The organism is Sinorhizobium garamanticum (assembly GCF_029892065.1).
Taxonomy (GTDB): domain Bacteria; phylum Pseudomonadota; class Alphaproteobacteria; order Rhizobiales; family Rhizobiaceae; genus Sinorhizobium; species Sinorhizobium garamanticum.
The window spans coordinates 1437199-1451227 of the sequence record NZ_CP120374.1; the positions used below are offsets into that span (position 1 = coordinate 1437199).

The following is a 14029-nucleotide window of genomic DNA, read 5'->3' on the forward strand; positions in this document are numbered from 1 at the left end:
AACGACATGCATAAAAACAAGGACCTAAAGCGCGTCGCACGAACACGTTTAATCGCGACGCGCTTTAGGGCAGAATCCCTCAAGCCCTCATTGACCACTTTCGCCGTCGCTTCCGCGCGCCAGCGCAGAACGGATGCAGTTCAATAGATCCTGCTCGCCGAACGGCTTTGCCAGATACCCGACGATGTCCGGACCCAACCGGCGCGCGCGCAGGTTCTCATCCGGATAGGCAGTGATCAGAACGGTCGGAATGCTCTCGCCCAACGCAACGAGGCGGCGGTGCAAGTCAAGCCCGCTCATTCCGGGCATATGGATGTCAGTTACCAGGCAGGCCGTCCGGCGGAGCTGGGGGTATTTCAAGAAATCGGCGGCAGATGAAAAGGCCTCGGCTTCAAATCCAAGCGACCTCATCAGCCCCTTGGTAGCCTCGCGCATCGACTGATCGTCGTCGACAATCGCAATCAGAGGCTTCTTGATTGGCACTGCCGCCTCCAAAACCTCGCGACAAGCGTCTTGCAGGCATTTCGTGCATGTTTCTTGGTCGGGTCCGATTCAGGAAACATACGGCGATCCAAAGTGCTTCAGTGACCTCTGTGCATCTGATGGGACGCGCTCGCTGTAGCGGTGTGGCGTGGTTCGCAACATACATCAGCACGTGAGGGCCAAAAAGGCAGAGGAAGCTATACGATGGTATAGATCGTTTGAGATTTTGCGCGCCTCGCACGCTCTGCGCGCACGCCCTTCCAGGTGCAATTCGCCGCTTTGGAGCGCATTGGCATGGGGTCGGTGGCAGTCCGCAGGAGTCGCGACGCTTCGGCGTCCGCTCGACCACCCTGTGGTCTTGTGGCTGAGGGAATTCGGGCGCATTCTGATGTGCGAAAAGGCTTCGTTTGGCACTGGCGGAGGAGAGAGGAGGAGTGTTCCCATTGCATCATCGGCGCTCTGCCGCTTGGCCTCCCCCCAATACCGCGGCGGCGAGCGCAAGCAGGTCCCGTTTGCGGGAACCGGCTTTCCTCGAAGGCCCCCAGCGATGACCGAGGGGCCTGCAACCGTCATCGTCATCGATGATGATCCAGCGGTCCGCGAGGCGCTTGGCAGCCTGCTGCGATCCGTCGGCTTTGACGTAAAACTCCTCGCCTCGGTGAACGACTTCTTCAAGTCCGGTCGACCGAAGGGGCCGACGTGTCTCGTTCTGGATGTACGGCTGCCGGGACAAAGCGGCCTGGAATTTCAGCGAGAGTTATCGCGGGGCAGCATTCATATCCCGATTATCTTCATCACGGGGCATGGCGACATTCCCATGTCCGTCCAGGCAATGAAAGGCGGCGCGATCGAGTTCCTGACGAAACCGTTCCGCGACCAGGACCTGCTCGACGCGGTTCATGTCGGCCTCGCGCGCGACCGCGCGTGGCTTGAGAACGAAGCGGCTTTGGCGACGCTGCGCGCGCGGTTCGAGAGCCTGACCCCGCGGGAGCGCGCGGTGATGGCCTTGGTGGTGACCGGACGGCTCAACAAGCAGATCGCCGCCGATCTGGGCGTGAGCGAAATTACCGTGAAGGTCCACCGCAGCCAGGTGATGCAGAAGATGCATGCCAAGTCCCTGCCCGAGCTCGCCCGCATGGCGGACAGGCTGAAACTCGAGCCAGGGAAGCCGCAAGGCTCATAGATTCGTGTAAAGGCATATAAACCGGCGTATAGGTCGTCCCCTCCGCGTCGGTATCCCATCCGTCCTCTTGATCAATGGTCCTGTCGGGAGCGCACTGTTATGGTCTGGGACCTTCTTCCCGTGGGCCATTTTCCTTCAATCGGCCCCCCCTCAAACCCCTCCCGGTCTCGGGAGGGGTCTTTTGTCTCGATAGCAAGCTGCGCAAGCATATCTGAGAGCAGTGACCGGCTCACGATCTCGGATCGGCCCCCACTCAGATGTTGCGCATCATCGAGCACCAAAACGACTGTGGAAAACAATGAGGGGGATCAATCGCGTTTTGAAGTCGAGCGACCGGAAGTGGTTCGCAGCGACCGGGTATCAAAACGTTCGCGACCCGAATAGGGGGCTTGGGGCAAGCATCGACGATGCTCAGGCGCGGGCAAGTAGGAGATGCCGGTCGCCAGGGCCTAATGTATCGTCAAGGAATACTGCGAAGGGTAAAGCTCCTCATCCTCTACAAGGCGTAGAAGCTCGAGAGAGTAGAGCGAAAGACTGAACAGCGTGTCAGTGACATATAGGGTGAACGCAGTTGTCCGGGCGTGCAAGGCTTGCCTCCCACGAGGCGCGATTGCATCCCGTGGCGTGACGCAGATTGTCATTAGATGCGCTTCAGAGTGAGTATCGGGTCGTGCTGGATAGTTTGTCGGCATGTAGAATGGATGACTTGGTAGAGTGCTCCAGCCCTCCGATACGCGCTGGGAGAACAGCTGCAACGGGAGCAGATCGATTTCTATGCGGTTGAGTTCCTGTGTCATGGTCACAATCCCTAGAATGAACGGGGAGGAACGAAGAGGCAAATGGTGCGCCCTTTAGGCTCGCCGGCCACCGTGCAATGGTGAAACTGCCCGTCCGGGCTGTTCTTGATGCGAGTGTCCCGTGGCGTGATGAGCTCGCCAGTGAGCTTGATGACATAGCCTTGTGGGCCTTCGAGAACCGCTCGATCTCGAATCTCGCGGCAGTCCATTCCGCTGCAGCAGGAGAACGGGTATGTCCATCCGTTCGGCTGTGCCGCGGTTGGCGTCGCATCGTGCGCCGCTGCCGGAGCAGCAATCACGACTGCAAAGAGAATAACTGCCGGCTTGCTCATGATCCGCGCCTCGACGCTGAATTACGCCAGCTTCCTTTCGAAGCTTCCTTCGATCGAGATTGAGCCGCTGTGAACAGCGTCTCCGTTCTTTCAGGCGGCTCCGCCTCTCGAAGCGCCGGATGAGGAATCGGCCCACCGGAGGATGTACGATGAAGATAGCAGCACCCTCCCGGACCCGACTATTGATCGGGAGGAAGGACAGGGTACCAACGAGGAGGAGATCACCTATACGGGGGTCTAATGCTTTTATGCGGGGGGAGGGCGCCGGTGCCGCCGGTTTCCGGCCTAGCCGGACGAACACGCCAGTTATGACCGTTGCTGGGCGTAGTTGGGAGCGGCCATAGAATAATCGCCGGGAAGATCGCACTTCTCGCGGTATTATTCCGGTGTCATGCCGTAAGAGGTGGCTTAAGCGCAGGCATTTCCACGCACACCTGTAACAACAACTCGGCGGCCGCCTCGTCTCGGTTAACCCACGGCAGCCGATCGTCGGGCGCGATGCCGCTTGTGACGTATGGTCTTCGTGCCTGGCGTGGCGTCAGTGGGAGATCGTGTTGTCGGTCCAGGCCTTCCTTCGGATTAACGATCCTGAGTGTGCTCATGCTCCATCGGAGCTTGAGCGCGACCTACGGGTCGGGTGACTGTCCGCTTGCGGAGCGCGGATGGCATGTCGTTCTCTGCCGGATCCGTCCGTGGGCTGCAGCATCTTACGAAATTCATCCCGTTTCTCGTGAATGGATGCAATCACCAGGCCCATCGGAATGCCGATGTCAACGAGCACTGCTTGCGAGAGCTGGAGGCTGGCTTCGATGGTCTCCGGCACTGCGTCCGTGACCTTTAGCTCGTACAATTCAGTCGCGTGCACCGCATCCCGCGCGCGGGCGACAATGGTCAGATCCGGCCGCTCCGATCGCGCAGCGCGGACGATAGATTCGACCGCGTCGGCATTGTCCAAGGTCACGACAAGCGCGCGGGCGCTCTGGATTCCACAACGTCGAAGAAACTCGATGCGGGTGGCATCGCCATAATAGATCGTATGAGCGCGAGCTCGCTCTTTGGCGACTAGCACGGGATCGGCGTCGATTGCCAGGAATCTCAGTTCGTGCCGTGTGAGCATCTCGGCGACCAATTGTCCGACGCGCCCATATCCGACGACGATCACGCGCTCCAGACCGTCGTCATGCTGGGGCGTCAATCCTGCAAATGCACGTTCATCGATACCGGCATATGCCGCACCGCGGAGCAGTATGCGGATCAGCAGGGGGATACCAACCATCGTCAAAGTAGCCGCGACCGTGGCAGTGGCGCTGGCGTCAGCAGGGACGACGTTGCCCGCCACAGCCGCACCGATAAGGATCAGTGCGAACTCGCCGCCGGGGCCGAGTACAACCGCCAGCTCGCCGGCGCCCCGGTTCGGCAAGCCCATCAGGCGCGCGATGGGGAACAGGATAGCTGCCTTTATGGCAAACAAGCCGATTGCGACACCCACTGTAAGGAACGGGTTAGCAATAATCTCCGAAAGATCCAGACGGGCTCCAACCGAAACGAAGAAGACGCCAAGCAGAAGACCCTGGAAGGGTTGGATCGTCACCTCGATCTGCCGGCGATACTCGCTTTCAGCCAGCAGCAGGCCTGCGATGAAGGCGCCTAGAGCCATGGACTGACCACTGAGCGCTGTGACAAGGCCAGAGCCAATCACGACCAAGAGGCATGCAGCGACGAACAACTCGCTGCTCTTTGTTGTCGCGACCAGCTTAAACAAGGGACGAAGAACCAACCGACCCAGCCCCGCCATTGCGAATAACGCAATTGCGGCCGGAGCGAGCGCATACAACAAGCCGGCGCCGAGCCCCGTCCCTCCACGTGTACCCAACATCGTCACCATGAACAGGAGAGGCGCCACAGCAAGGTCCTGGAAGAGCAACACGGCGAAACTTGCGCGTCCAACCGTGGTGTTCAGCAGTTTGCGCTCTGCAAGCGATGGCAGAATGATAGCCGTCGAGGACATCGCGAGCGCGCTGCCAAGCACCACCGCTGAAGCTGGAGTTTGACCCAGCAAGTCTGCGACGGCCGCGAGGACGGCTGTCGAGACGAGAACCTGCAATCCCCCTAGCCCGAAGACGAGTTTGCGCATTAGCAGAAGGCGGCTCCACGACAGCTCGAGCGCGATCATGAAGAGAAGGAATGCTACGCCGAATTCAGCCAGATACGCGATCTGTCCGACATCTGTTATCGATATTGCTGAGAGCCATGGCAAATCTCTCGCGAGAGCTCCGAGACAGAAGGGGCCAAGTGTTATGCCGGCGGCCAGAAATCCAAAGACCGGGCTTAATTTCAACCGCCCAAACAGAGGCACAATTACGCCGGCTGTTGCTAAAAACAGCAAAAGCTCCTTGTAATTTTGTGGCCCTGGCTCCATCGACAGCTCAGAAATTCCAGGCAAAGGGCAAAGCCCGCGATGCGCACCACCGCTCGCAGGATCACACTTCGTCTCCTCTGACGGATCTTACTCTCATTTCAGGTGACAGTGTTTCCGCTGCGATGATAGGTATCGGGTCAGCCGTTCGAATCCCATCAAGGCGAGAGGTCGGGCAACTCACCCTCGGCGGCCGCAAAGGGTGGTGGTGAGCGGACCTTGAGCATACTCGCCGTAGACGCAGAATTTAGTGAATCTTATTTCGGTAGCCCGGCGACACACATAGCGTCGATGAGGCGATCAATGTCGGCCCTGTGTCGAAATTCGAAGAGACGTCTTACGTGGCGGGCGTTCGGCTCCCCCGCAAAGTGCTGTGGATATTCCCGCATAAACTGTGCCATATGGCGCCTAGCGTCCTCAAGCTCACCGACAAATACGCAACCTGCTGCCAAAAACGCTCGCGTTTCTGGTGTCGCATCTGGCACACGCTCCCAGATTGCGACTGCCTCGGGGTATTTTCCAGCACAAAGATAGCAACCAGCTAGGAAGCACTGGTACCAAGCGGGATAGTGGGGATTGAGCCTTATTGCTGTCTGAGCCAACTCTATCGTGGCCGTACCCTCGCCGGACCAGGCCAAAATCAAAGCTGACTTCGCCAGCGTATCAGCATCATTAGGATTGATGGCCATGGCCAGCTCAAGTTGTTCCTTTGCGCGGTTGAATTCCCTCCTGCCAAGATGAACCCATCCCAGAATCACATGCGGAAGAGGGTCGGTGTCATCCAGGGCGACAGCTTTCTTCGCATGACTTTCAGCCTTCTCGAGCGAAACCATCGGGTCGGTGTCCCAGGCTGAATAGAACGCACCACGATCATAAGTGAGGGCCAGTCCCGCATGAGCGCGGGCATAGTTCGGGTCAAGCGCCAAGGCACTTTCAAAGAGCTGGCGAGCCTCTGAATTGGCCTCGCGCGTGTAAAGGTCGAGGCTGCGTTTGCCGTGCAGCCAATAGTCATAAGCGCGCATGCTGCCCGGCGGTTTGCGGCCAGCCTTGGCCCAATCCTCATCCTCGACGCGTACGGCGAGGGCACCTACGATGCGTCGTGTTATCTCATCCTGCACTGAGAACAGGTCCGTCAGGTGGCTGTCGTAGCGGTCGGCCCAGACATGGATGCCAGTGGTTGCGTCGATGAGCTGCGCCGATATGCGAATTTGATCGTCGTTACGGCGGACGCTCCCTTCGACGATATACTGCGCATTCAGCTCGCGGCCAACGCGCAGGATATCGGCGGCCTTGTCACGATACTGAAATGAGGAATGGCGAGCGATGACGTACAACTGCTGAAAACGAGCGAGCTCCGCAATAATGTCTTCGGTGACGCCATCGCTGAAATACGCCTGCTCGGGATCGCGGCCCATGTTGTCAAACGGCAGCACTGCGATGGACGGTTTCGCAGGAAGGAGGCGCGAGTTCTTTGACATCGCTGCCGTGGTCCCGGCGAACCGAGCTCGATATACTCGAATTGGCTTGGCTATGTTCCTGAGTTCATGAAAGCCCAGGTCATCGAACCTGAAACGCAGCTTATCAACTACGTGTTCGTGAACATTTCCTGATATGCAAACGCCGCCGGGGTCAGCCAAGGCCTCTAAACGCGCCGCAATGTTGACGCCATCCCCGAACAGGTCATTGCAATCAACCATCACGTCCCCGAGGTTGATTCCGATGCGAAACTGCATCTTGTGTCCTTCTGGGAGATCGAGCGGGATTTTGTCGATGGCGTCTTGAATTTCGATCCCAGATCGCACGGCCTCCAAAGGGCTGGCAAATTCGGCGACGAGGCTGTCGCCTGCACCGCCGAAAATGCGGCCACCGCGCTTCTCGATCACCTTCGCGATGGCGCTCCGGCAGGCGCGGAATGCGCCGTATGTGCGTTCCTCGTCGAGCTCCATCAGCCGACTGTAACCAGCGACATCGGCTGCAAGAATGGTCGCCAGTCTGCGTTCCACAGCAACGCCTCCAGTGACTCTTGTTAGAGATCAGCGCGATCAGTCGGCTGCACGCGAGATCCTACTACAATCCACTATCACTTAGGACAGGCCTGGCCGACGATGCCGATCAACTATTTTTATAAGGCTGTTTATCTGTGTCTGGCAGGTCCGCTCGTACGGGGCGCATCGCGAAATCGCCGCAATCGGCCAGTTCGCGGAATGGCCTGCGAGCGACCGCCACGGGTCGAGGGCAGCCGTTCTTCATGAGCCTGATGCGCGGTTCATCGCTAGGTTGTTCCAGTTCTGTGCTAAGAAGATCGCACAATGTATCGATTGGAACGGGGCCACCGAACGTGGAGACCACTGCGACTGGAATCCAAATTCTGTCTTGCCGACGATATTCGGCTCATCAGTAGAATCTGACACGTGGCATCCAGATGATTGATCGGCGGCGACCACCATTCGCCGCCGCTCTTCGCCAAACCTGGATTGCGTGCCAGGCGTCACCTCGTCGGCGGCCCGAAGGTCACGCCCCAGTTCTTGAAGATCGCAGCTATCCTTCCGTTGGCCAGCGCCGCCGCAATGGCGTCGTCGACAGCATAGGCGAGATCCTTGTGCTGAAAATTCAGGCCGACCCCAACAGTCCATTTCCCGCGGGCGAAGCCCACAAGTGCCGGCTCGTGCACCGCGAGGCTCGCCTCGGGATGCGAGGCGATGCCCGCCTCAAGCTCCGCGCGGGGCGTCGCGGCCATGGTCTCGCCGGATGCCAGACCTTCTATGGCAAGCGCGGTACTGCGGTAGCGGCGAATCTTGTCCACCGGGCCGAGTAGAGAGGTCAGGTAGCAGTCGGCAATGGAGTCGTTTTCCACGGCCACCGTGTCGTAGCGGAAGAAGGGTGGCGTCGGATGGTCTCGGTCGCGTATTGGCCGGTGAAGGTCACCTGCTCGATCCGGCACGCATATTCGCTGTCATAGGGCACGTGCAGCATCACGTCGCTGACGTGGCCGCCGACCGCCGCGCCTTTCCAGACGTAGTTGAGCAGGTCTGCGTCGAGCGTCTCCCCCGCCTGGACCAGTCGGAAACGAGCCTCGACGCCAAGTGCTTCAGCGATCGATTTGCCGATGTCCACATCGATCCCGAGTGCTTGGCCGTTCTCTTCATTAGGACCACGGCGGGAAATCCGCGTAGACGGCGAACTCGATCCAGCCCTCGTCGAGCACCCGGTCGAAAGAGCGCCCGACGTCCTGTGGAAAGGTATTCTGCGGCTTGGGCTGGGGTGCTTAAGGAAGAGTTCCGGACTGACGAAGATCTCGCCAAGATTGCAGACGCGGTTGCTAACCCAAAGGCAAAGGCAGCTTAGCAGATCTTAAATGCTGACCGGTTGAGGGCGGCAATGTTCAGGAAGCGACGGCAACGCCAGCCTGGATCGATACCTCCTCAACCGGACATGCAGTATTAGTTCATTAACCAGTTAAGCGATCACAAGCGACCGTCATTCGTATCGTCAAGCCTTCCGGCTTCCACTCTCGTGAAATCTCTCCGCCCAATTGGCCTTTCACTGTCGCGCGGCTGAGGAGGCTGCCAAAGCCTTCTTCGCCGGCCCGGTTCTCGACCGGCGGGCCGCCGCGCTCGCGCCATGTCAGAATGAACTGTTCCTTGCCTTCGAAACATTGGATGTCAACATAGCCTTCCGGCGTCGAGAGGGCGCCGTACTTGGCAGCATTCGTCGCAAATTCATGAAAGAGGAGCGCTAAGCTTGTCACGGCGCCTCCTGCAATTGGGGTATCGGTTCCACTCACGGTTATGCGCGGCCTATCCTGGTCCTTGTGGCCGTTGAACGGTGAGGCGATTGTTTGAATCAAAGTCTGCAGGGTCGTTGACTGCTCGGTCCGACTGGGCGTCTCGGAGGATTTCGGGAGGGTCAGTTCGTGCGCTTGCGCCAGCGCGCCGAAACGTTCTCGGACCGCCGAAATCAGTTCTTCCGGCGTAGTCGCCTTGCGTCCGCTCAGCGTGACGATGCCACCGCAGAGTGCAAAAAGATTCTTAACGCGGTGGCTCATTTCCCGCAGGAGCAGATGCTGCTGCTCCTCTGCTCGCCGGCGCTCGGTGATGTCGCGGGCGATCTTGGATGCTCCAATGATCTCGCCCTTTGAATTCCTGACTGGCGACACCGTCAGAGAGACTTCTACAAAGCTCCCGTCCTTGCGGCGCCGGATCGTCTCGTAATGATCAATGCGCTCGCCGCGACGAAGGCGGCCCAGGATTGTCGTTTCCTCATGGTGACGGTCCACTGGAATGATGATGGTAATCGGTTTCCCGATCACTTCCTCCGGCGCATAGCCGAAGAGCCGCTCAGCACCCTGGTTCCAGCTCATAATGATGCCGTCGAGATTCTTGGCGACGATGGCATCATCTGAGGCTTCCACGATCGCTGCGAGCAACTGCGCGGCCCGTTCCGCCTCTTTTCGCTCGGTAATGTCCACCAACATGTTTATCGCCCCTGTCAGGGCACCCGATCTATCGAAAATCGGCGTCGGATACGGGACAATCGGGATGCGGGTGCCGTCCGGCCGCTCAGCAAGTATCTCCATGTCTCTGATGGGTTGTCGCTCTCTCAGCGCGAGAGCCATCGGACACTGGTCATGGGGCAACGGAGTGCCATCCGGCCAATAAAGCTTCCAAGAGCCGCAGAATTCGCTTCTGCCAAGCTCCGGGCGCATACCCCACAACTGCGCTGCCGCTTCATTGTAGAACGTGATACGCCCGGCGGCGTCCGTCATGTAAATCGCCGCAGGTAGAGCCTGCAGGAATTCGTCGGGGTCTTGGCCGCTGTGGTCGAGAGCGGGGCCCAACAACGGCAAAGGGTTCGTGAGCTCGTCCTGGCTTTTCATCAGCATCATCCCGGGAGGTGGAGGTGATATCCCCGAGCCGAAGCCATCGGGGCAGATAGCCGCCGTCGCCAGCCGGCCAACCTTGAAGAATATCTTAGTGTACGACTATTGGACAGCGCTGCTCTCAAAAGAATGGAGCTAGATGATTTTAATCCGAGCAGGGCAATCTCCAACAAGTAACGACTGGGTGCACGCTTGCAGGGACATCGGAGGGTTGGAGCACTACCCCAAGTTTGGCGAGGTTAATCTCCTTTGGCTCTGGGCTGCGATCAGATGAGGGTCTAGCCATATTGGTGGACTCGACAAATCGACAGCTTCTGGCACCGTAAGCATGCCATGCCGGCAATACAACTGAGCCCGCTCTCTTTCTCCTGTCTCCAGCGGGCTCTCTTTTATCGCCATCTCTGGATCACGCATTTTCCGAGCGTGACGAGGGGATATCGCAGAGGAGCCAGCGTGACGGCAATGAGCTACGGCGGCAGATGGCCCTTGATCCGGTTCCGCCCTTACTATCTTTAAGCGACGTTCGAAGCGGTTCCCTTGGATGGAACAGGGCGAATGTGCGCCAGCTAGATGATGAATACGTCGCAATCGGAGCTGCAGCGGACTTGGCCAATCCCACTGCAGCTCTGTGTTATCGCAACATTTCGCGGTCTTGAGGGGCTGGACTGCCACCGTGGCCGCCGCCATCGTCACCCGGCCACAACCTTGCCAAACATCGTCGAGCGCCCCTTTCGCACAGCCGTCGAGGGGATTGACGCGCCCCACCTCGGGCTGCGAGCGCGATGATTTTATACCGCGGCTGCAGCCAACTAGCACTTTCGCGAGTTTACCCGATAGGCTGCTATTGCCTGCCTTGATGCCAACGGCAATCGCGGTGAGCACTTGGTGTCGGGCCACTCGCACGGGAGTAAGCGCCATGGCAGAGAGTATTAAGACAAAACTGATGAAGGCGAGCGAGATCCCTGCCTTCGTAGACGAAATAGTTAAGACCGGGTGCGATATCTGCGCCGTCGGCCATGACAAGTACGTTGTTGGTGATGCCGACCTCTCGCCGGCCCATTATAAAGAGGTGAGGCGGCAGCTGGACAGGATCGAGGAAACCTATGGCGATCGAGATTTCCTTAAGCTGGAAATCGTTGCGTACCTCCGCTCAATCGGCAGGTACGTTGACTTAGGTGCTGATGGAGCTGAATAGGCTCAGTTCTGAGCGATGATGCCTCAAAACGACCAGAGGGCAACGGTCGCCATGGCGACAATGCCGAGAACGCCCGAAGATGAATGCGTGCAGCAGATTGCGAGAGGGAATCAAGGCCGACGCCTGCGCGGATGCGCGGGACGCAGGCATCGCTCGATGCCGGTTCCTCGACGCCGCTCGTACCGGCATCTTCCATGATGAAGTCGCGGCAGCGTGCCTACACCGAGTCGGAATGGACGCGCGCTGGCGAGGCAGGCGGTTTACACGCCGGATCAGATCGAACCGAACGATGTGATCACCGGCGTTCGTCTCAACTGGACGCCCCGCGCAACCGGCTACAACGCCAATCACAAAAAAAGAAACCCCGGCGAGGCGGGGTTCCTCACGATCTGCATTGAGGGCGTCGTTAGTTCCATGTCTGATGGCGGTACCAATCGTCAATATCCCGTCTTACAACGTCCTTTTCGATGCCGTAGCGTTGCTGGATCTTGCCCTCCAGTTGCTCGCGCCTGCCCGCGATCTCATCGAGATCGTCGTCGGTAAGCCGTCCCCATTGTTCCTTGATCTTTCCTTTGACTTGCTTCCAATTACCTTCAACACGATTCCAGTCCATGACTATCTCCTAGTCGTTTTGTTTGCATAATGCTGGAACTCGCGATGGCGGACTTTGGTTCCTGCGGCCTGTCGGAGCGACATTCTTAGCTGGAGAGGCGCGACGGTCGGATACACTGGGCCGCCTGTCGCTACGCTACCTATACCTCGATCCGGGAACAATCATTTTGGTCGGTCGATAGCCAGAAAATACTGGAGGCGCGAACTGACGGAAAATGCATCCGGGGCAAAAGTCGCGCGACATTCGCTTGGGGTTGAGGAAGCATTGCTGGTTCTTATCGAAGGACGTCGCCCGGTGAAAGTCCTAGGCCAAACCAGCGAAGATGCCCTCGGTCTCACGTGCAGGTCCGGGGACTGAGCGACAAGTGAACCATGCATTCGGTGAAGAAGGGCGCGCGTTGGTCTGGGCCGCACTCGAGTGCTCGCGGGCGGAACATTTTGGTTGAGCCGCGGTTTTTTACTGCAGGTTGAAGGAGACCGTAATGAACAATATTATTTGGCTTGTAGGCGCCGTCGTCATCGTGCTCGCCGTCCTTTCCTTTTTTGGATTGAGCTGACCTCGCGTTCGTGGAGCGGCAAAAGCCAAGTCTGATGGCATTCCCCCGTCGCCCGCGCAAGCCGGCGATGAGCAGGGCTGCATGAAGAAGCTGGCGGAAACCAGAGGCCTGATCGGAGAAAAGTCAGGACCTCGTCGCAAATTGCTGGGGCCGTAATGGCCCAAAGGTCGGCCTACCGGCTCCGAGCGCGATGTCCATTGATCGGCTGCTTTGCTGGAGGCGGACCTATCATTTCTGGCAGGATTGTCGGTTTCCCGATCTGTAACGATCTGTGGGCCTGCGGGCGAGTGCATTCGCTTGTTCGCAATCCCGCGGGAGTTTTCTTGACCTTACCTGCGTATCGATGACCGCCGGGGTGCGATGCGGGAAAGAAAAATCGGCGTGCGACCGGTCGACGAACCAAGCCGCCGCGCCGCTCGCGTGCCGCTTGCGCCATTCGTAAAAGGTGCCGCGGGCTCAACGCCATAACGTCGACACAGCTCGCTGACGCTCCAGTGGCCGGTTGCAGAACATCCGCACCCGCTCTTCATCCAACAGATGTCGCCGCCTGAAGCCCTCCCTCCGACGCACTCTGACTTGTCGACAATCAACCCAGGTGGCTCATTCAGCAATCGACCGGGCTGTTCGCGCCTGACGAACGACGGAAAAGTGCGTCACCCGTCGTTCGAGGGGATGAGGGAGGCCGCCGATGGAGCGAGCATTCGTCAGAAGAACCGTAAGCGGCAAGCAGACCCCGTCTGGCGGAGGGGGTGAGCAGTCAGATATCGGTAGCGGACACGATGAGCTGCTGTGAGCTTCTATGTCTGCGCCTAGTTCTGGAACTAGAACCTTCCATATGATCGAAGCTGTTGCCGACCGCCTTGAGGGTGCGCCGCGGCAGCTTCGCCGGCGCTGGTCGGATGAGTTCAAGGCACGGGCGGTGGCGGAGGCATTGGAGCCAGGCGCGAGCGTCTCGGCGATCGCGCATCGGATCGGCATTCACCCGTCGCAGCTCTTTGGCTGGCGTCGTGCGGCCTTAAACGCTCGGAAGGTTTCCACCGAACCGACGCGTTGCGAGGCAGTCGCGGCATATGCTGGCGAAGCGGTGATCGAGGTCGTCATCGGTGACATTGTCGTGCGCGCTCGCGCGGACGTCGACGAGGCGCACTTGCAGCGGGTGATCCGGGCGGTGCGATCGGCATGATCCCCTCCGGCGTGAAGGTGTTCCTGGCCAGTCATCCGGTCGACTTTCGCAAGGGTCCGGACAGCTTGTTGTCGCTGGTGCGGGACGCCGGCAGCGATCCGTTCAACGGTGCGCTTTACGTCTTCCGGGCCAAACGGGCGGACAGGATCAAGATCGTCTGGTGGGATGGCTCCGGGGTCTGCCTTTATGCCAAGCGGCTGGAGAAGGCGCAGTTCTGCTGGCCGCGGATCGGCCACAACCGGATCCAGCTCAACCATGCCCAGCTTCTGGCACTGGTGGATGGCATGGACTGGAAGCGGGTTCGCGCCGTGCCGGTCAAGCCGCCGGAAATTGTCGGGTAAATGCCCTGCGGCGAAGTGAATCAGCGGCCTGAAAGGACAGGAAAACCGGAG

Annotated in this window: 12 protein-coding genes; 4 read left to right on the forward strand and 8 right to left on the reverse strand. The window is 59.0% G+C overall.

What is annotated here, in order from left to right:
* Positions 1 to 87 precede the first annotated feature (87 nt).
* Positions 88 to 483, reverse strand: coding sequence for a response regulator transcription factor (locus PZN02_RS26480; RefSeq protein WP_280661927.1), 396 nt, complete (start codon positions 481 to 483; stop codon positions 88 to 90).
* A 547-nt stretch (positions 484 to 1030) separates the two neighbouring features.
* Between PZN02_RS26480 and PZN02_RS26485 the strand changes: the two genes are divergently transcribed.
* Positions 1031 to 1666: a response regulator transcription factor gene (locus tag PZN02_RS26485; protein ID WP_280661928.1), complete on the forward strand. Its 636-nt coding sequence runs from the start codon at positions 1031 to 1033 to the stop codon at positions 1664 to 1666.
* An 808-nt stretch (positions 1667 to 2474) separates the two neighbouring features.
* Here PZN02_RS26485 and PZN02_RS26490 read toward each other — a convergent pair.
* From PZN02_RS26490 to PZN02_RS26520, 6 genes are all read right to left on the reverse strand, one after another.
* Positions 2475 to 2795, reverse strand: coding sequence for a hypothetical protein (locus tag PZN02_RS26490; RefSeq protein WP_280661929.1), 321 nt, complete (start codon positions 2793 to 2795; stop codon positions 2475 to 2477).
* Positions 2796 to 3393: 598 nt separating this feature from the next.
* Entirely contained in the window at positions 3394 to 5214 is a 1821-nt protein-coding gene (locus PZN02_RS26500) for a cation:proton antiporter domain-containing protein (RefSeq protein WP_280661930.1), read from the reverse strand.
* A gap of 254 nt (positions 5215 to 5468) precedes the next feature.
* Positions 5469 to 7214, reverse strand: a complete 1746-nt coding sequence (locus tag PZN02_RS26505) for an adenylate/guanylate cyclase domain-containing protein (RefSeq protein ID WP_280661931.1) — start codon at positions 7212 to 7214, stop codon at positions 5469 to 5471.
* A 485-nt stretch (positions 7215 to 7699) separates the two neighbouring features.
* Positions 7700 to 8065 carry a type 2 periplasmic-binding domain-containing protein gene (locus tag PZN02_RS26510; protein WP_280661932.1) on the reverse strand — a complete coding sequence of 122 codons (366 nt, stop codon included), beginning with the start codon at positions 8063 to 8065 and terminating at the stop codon, positions 7700 to 7702.
* On the reverse strand, positions 8032 to 8325 hold the full coding sequence (locus tag PZN02_RS26515; RefSeq protein ID WP_280661933.1) for a hypothetical protein: 294 nt from the start codon (positions 8323 to 8325) through the stop codon (positions 8032 to 8034). Before PZN02_RS26515 ends, PZN02_RS26510 begins: the two co-directional genes overlap by 34 nt.
* Before the next feature lie 334 nt (positions 8326 to 8659).
* Complete coding sequence (locus PZN02_RS26520) at positions 8660 to 10087, reverse strand: PAS domain S-box protein (protein ID WP_280661934.1); 1428 nt, start codon at positions 10085 to 10087, stop codon at positions 8660 to 8662.
* A gap of 919 nt (positions 10088 to 11006) precedes the next feature.
* Between PZN02_RS26520 and PZN02_RS26525 the strand changes: the two genes are divergently transcribed.
* A complete protein-coding gene (locus tag PZN02_RS26525; RefSeq protein ID WP_280661935.1) occupies positions 11007 to 11285 on the forward strand; it encodes a hypothetical protein in 279 nt (92 codons plus the stop codon).
* A gap of 406 nt (positions 11286 to 11691) precedes the next feature.
* Here the strand turns inward: PZN02_RS26525 and PZN02_RS26530 are convergent, their stop codons facing one another.
* Positions 11692 to 11898 (reverse strand): CsbD family protein, encoded by a 207-nt coding sequence (locus tag PZN02_RS26530; protein ID WP_280661936.1) that lies wholly within the window; start codon positions 11896 to 11898, stop codon positions 11692 to 11694.
* A 1391-nt stretch (positions 11899 to 13289) separates the two neighbouring features.
* Between PZN02_RS26530 and PZN02_RS26535 the strand changes: the two genes are divergently transcribed.
* Both PZN02_RS26535 and tnpB read left to right on the forward strand, forming a co-directional pair.
* Complete coding sequence (locus PZN02_RS26535) at positions 13290 to 13637, forward strand: transposase (RefSeq protein ID WP_280661937.1); 348 nt, start codon at positions 13290 to 13292, stop codon at positions 13635 to 13637.
* On the forward strand, positions 13634 to 13978 hold the full coding sequence (gene tnpB, locus PZN02_RS26540; RefSeq protein WP_280661938.1) for an IS66 family insertion sequence element accessory protein TnpB: 345 nt from the start codon (positions 13634 to 13636) through the stop codon (positions 13976 to 13978). The genes PZN02_RS26535 and tnpB overlap by 4 nt, the downstream gene beginning before the upstream one ends.
* Positions 13979 to 14029: the final 51 nt, after the last annotated feature.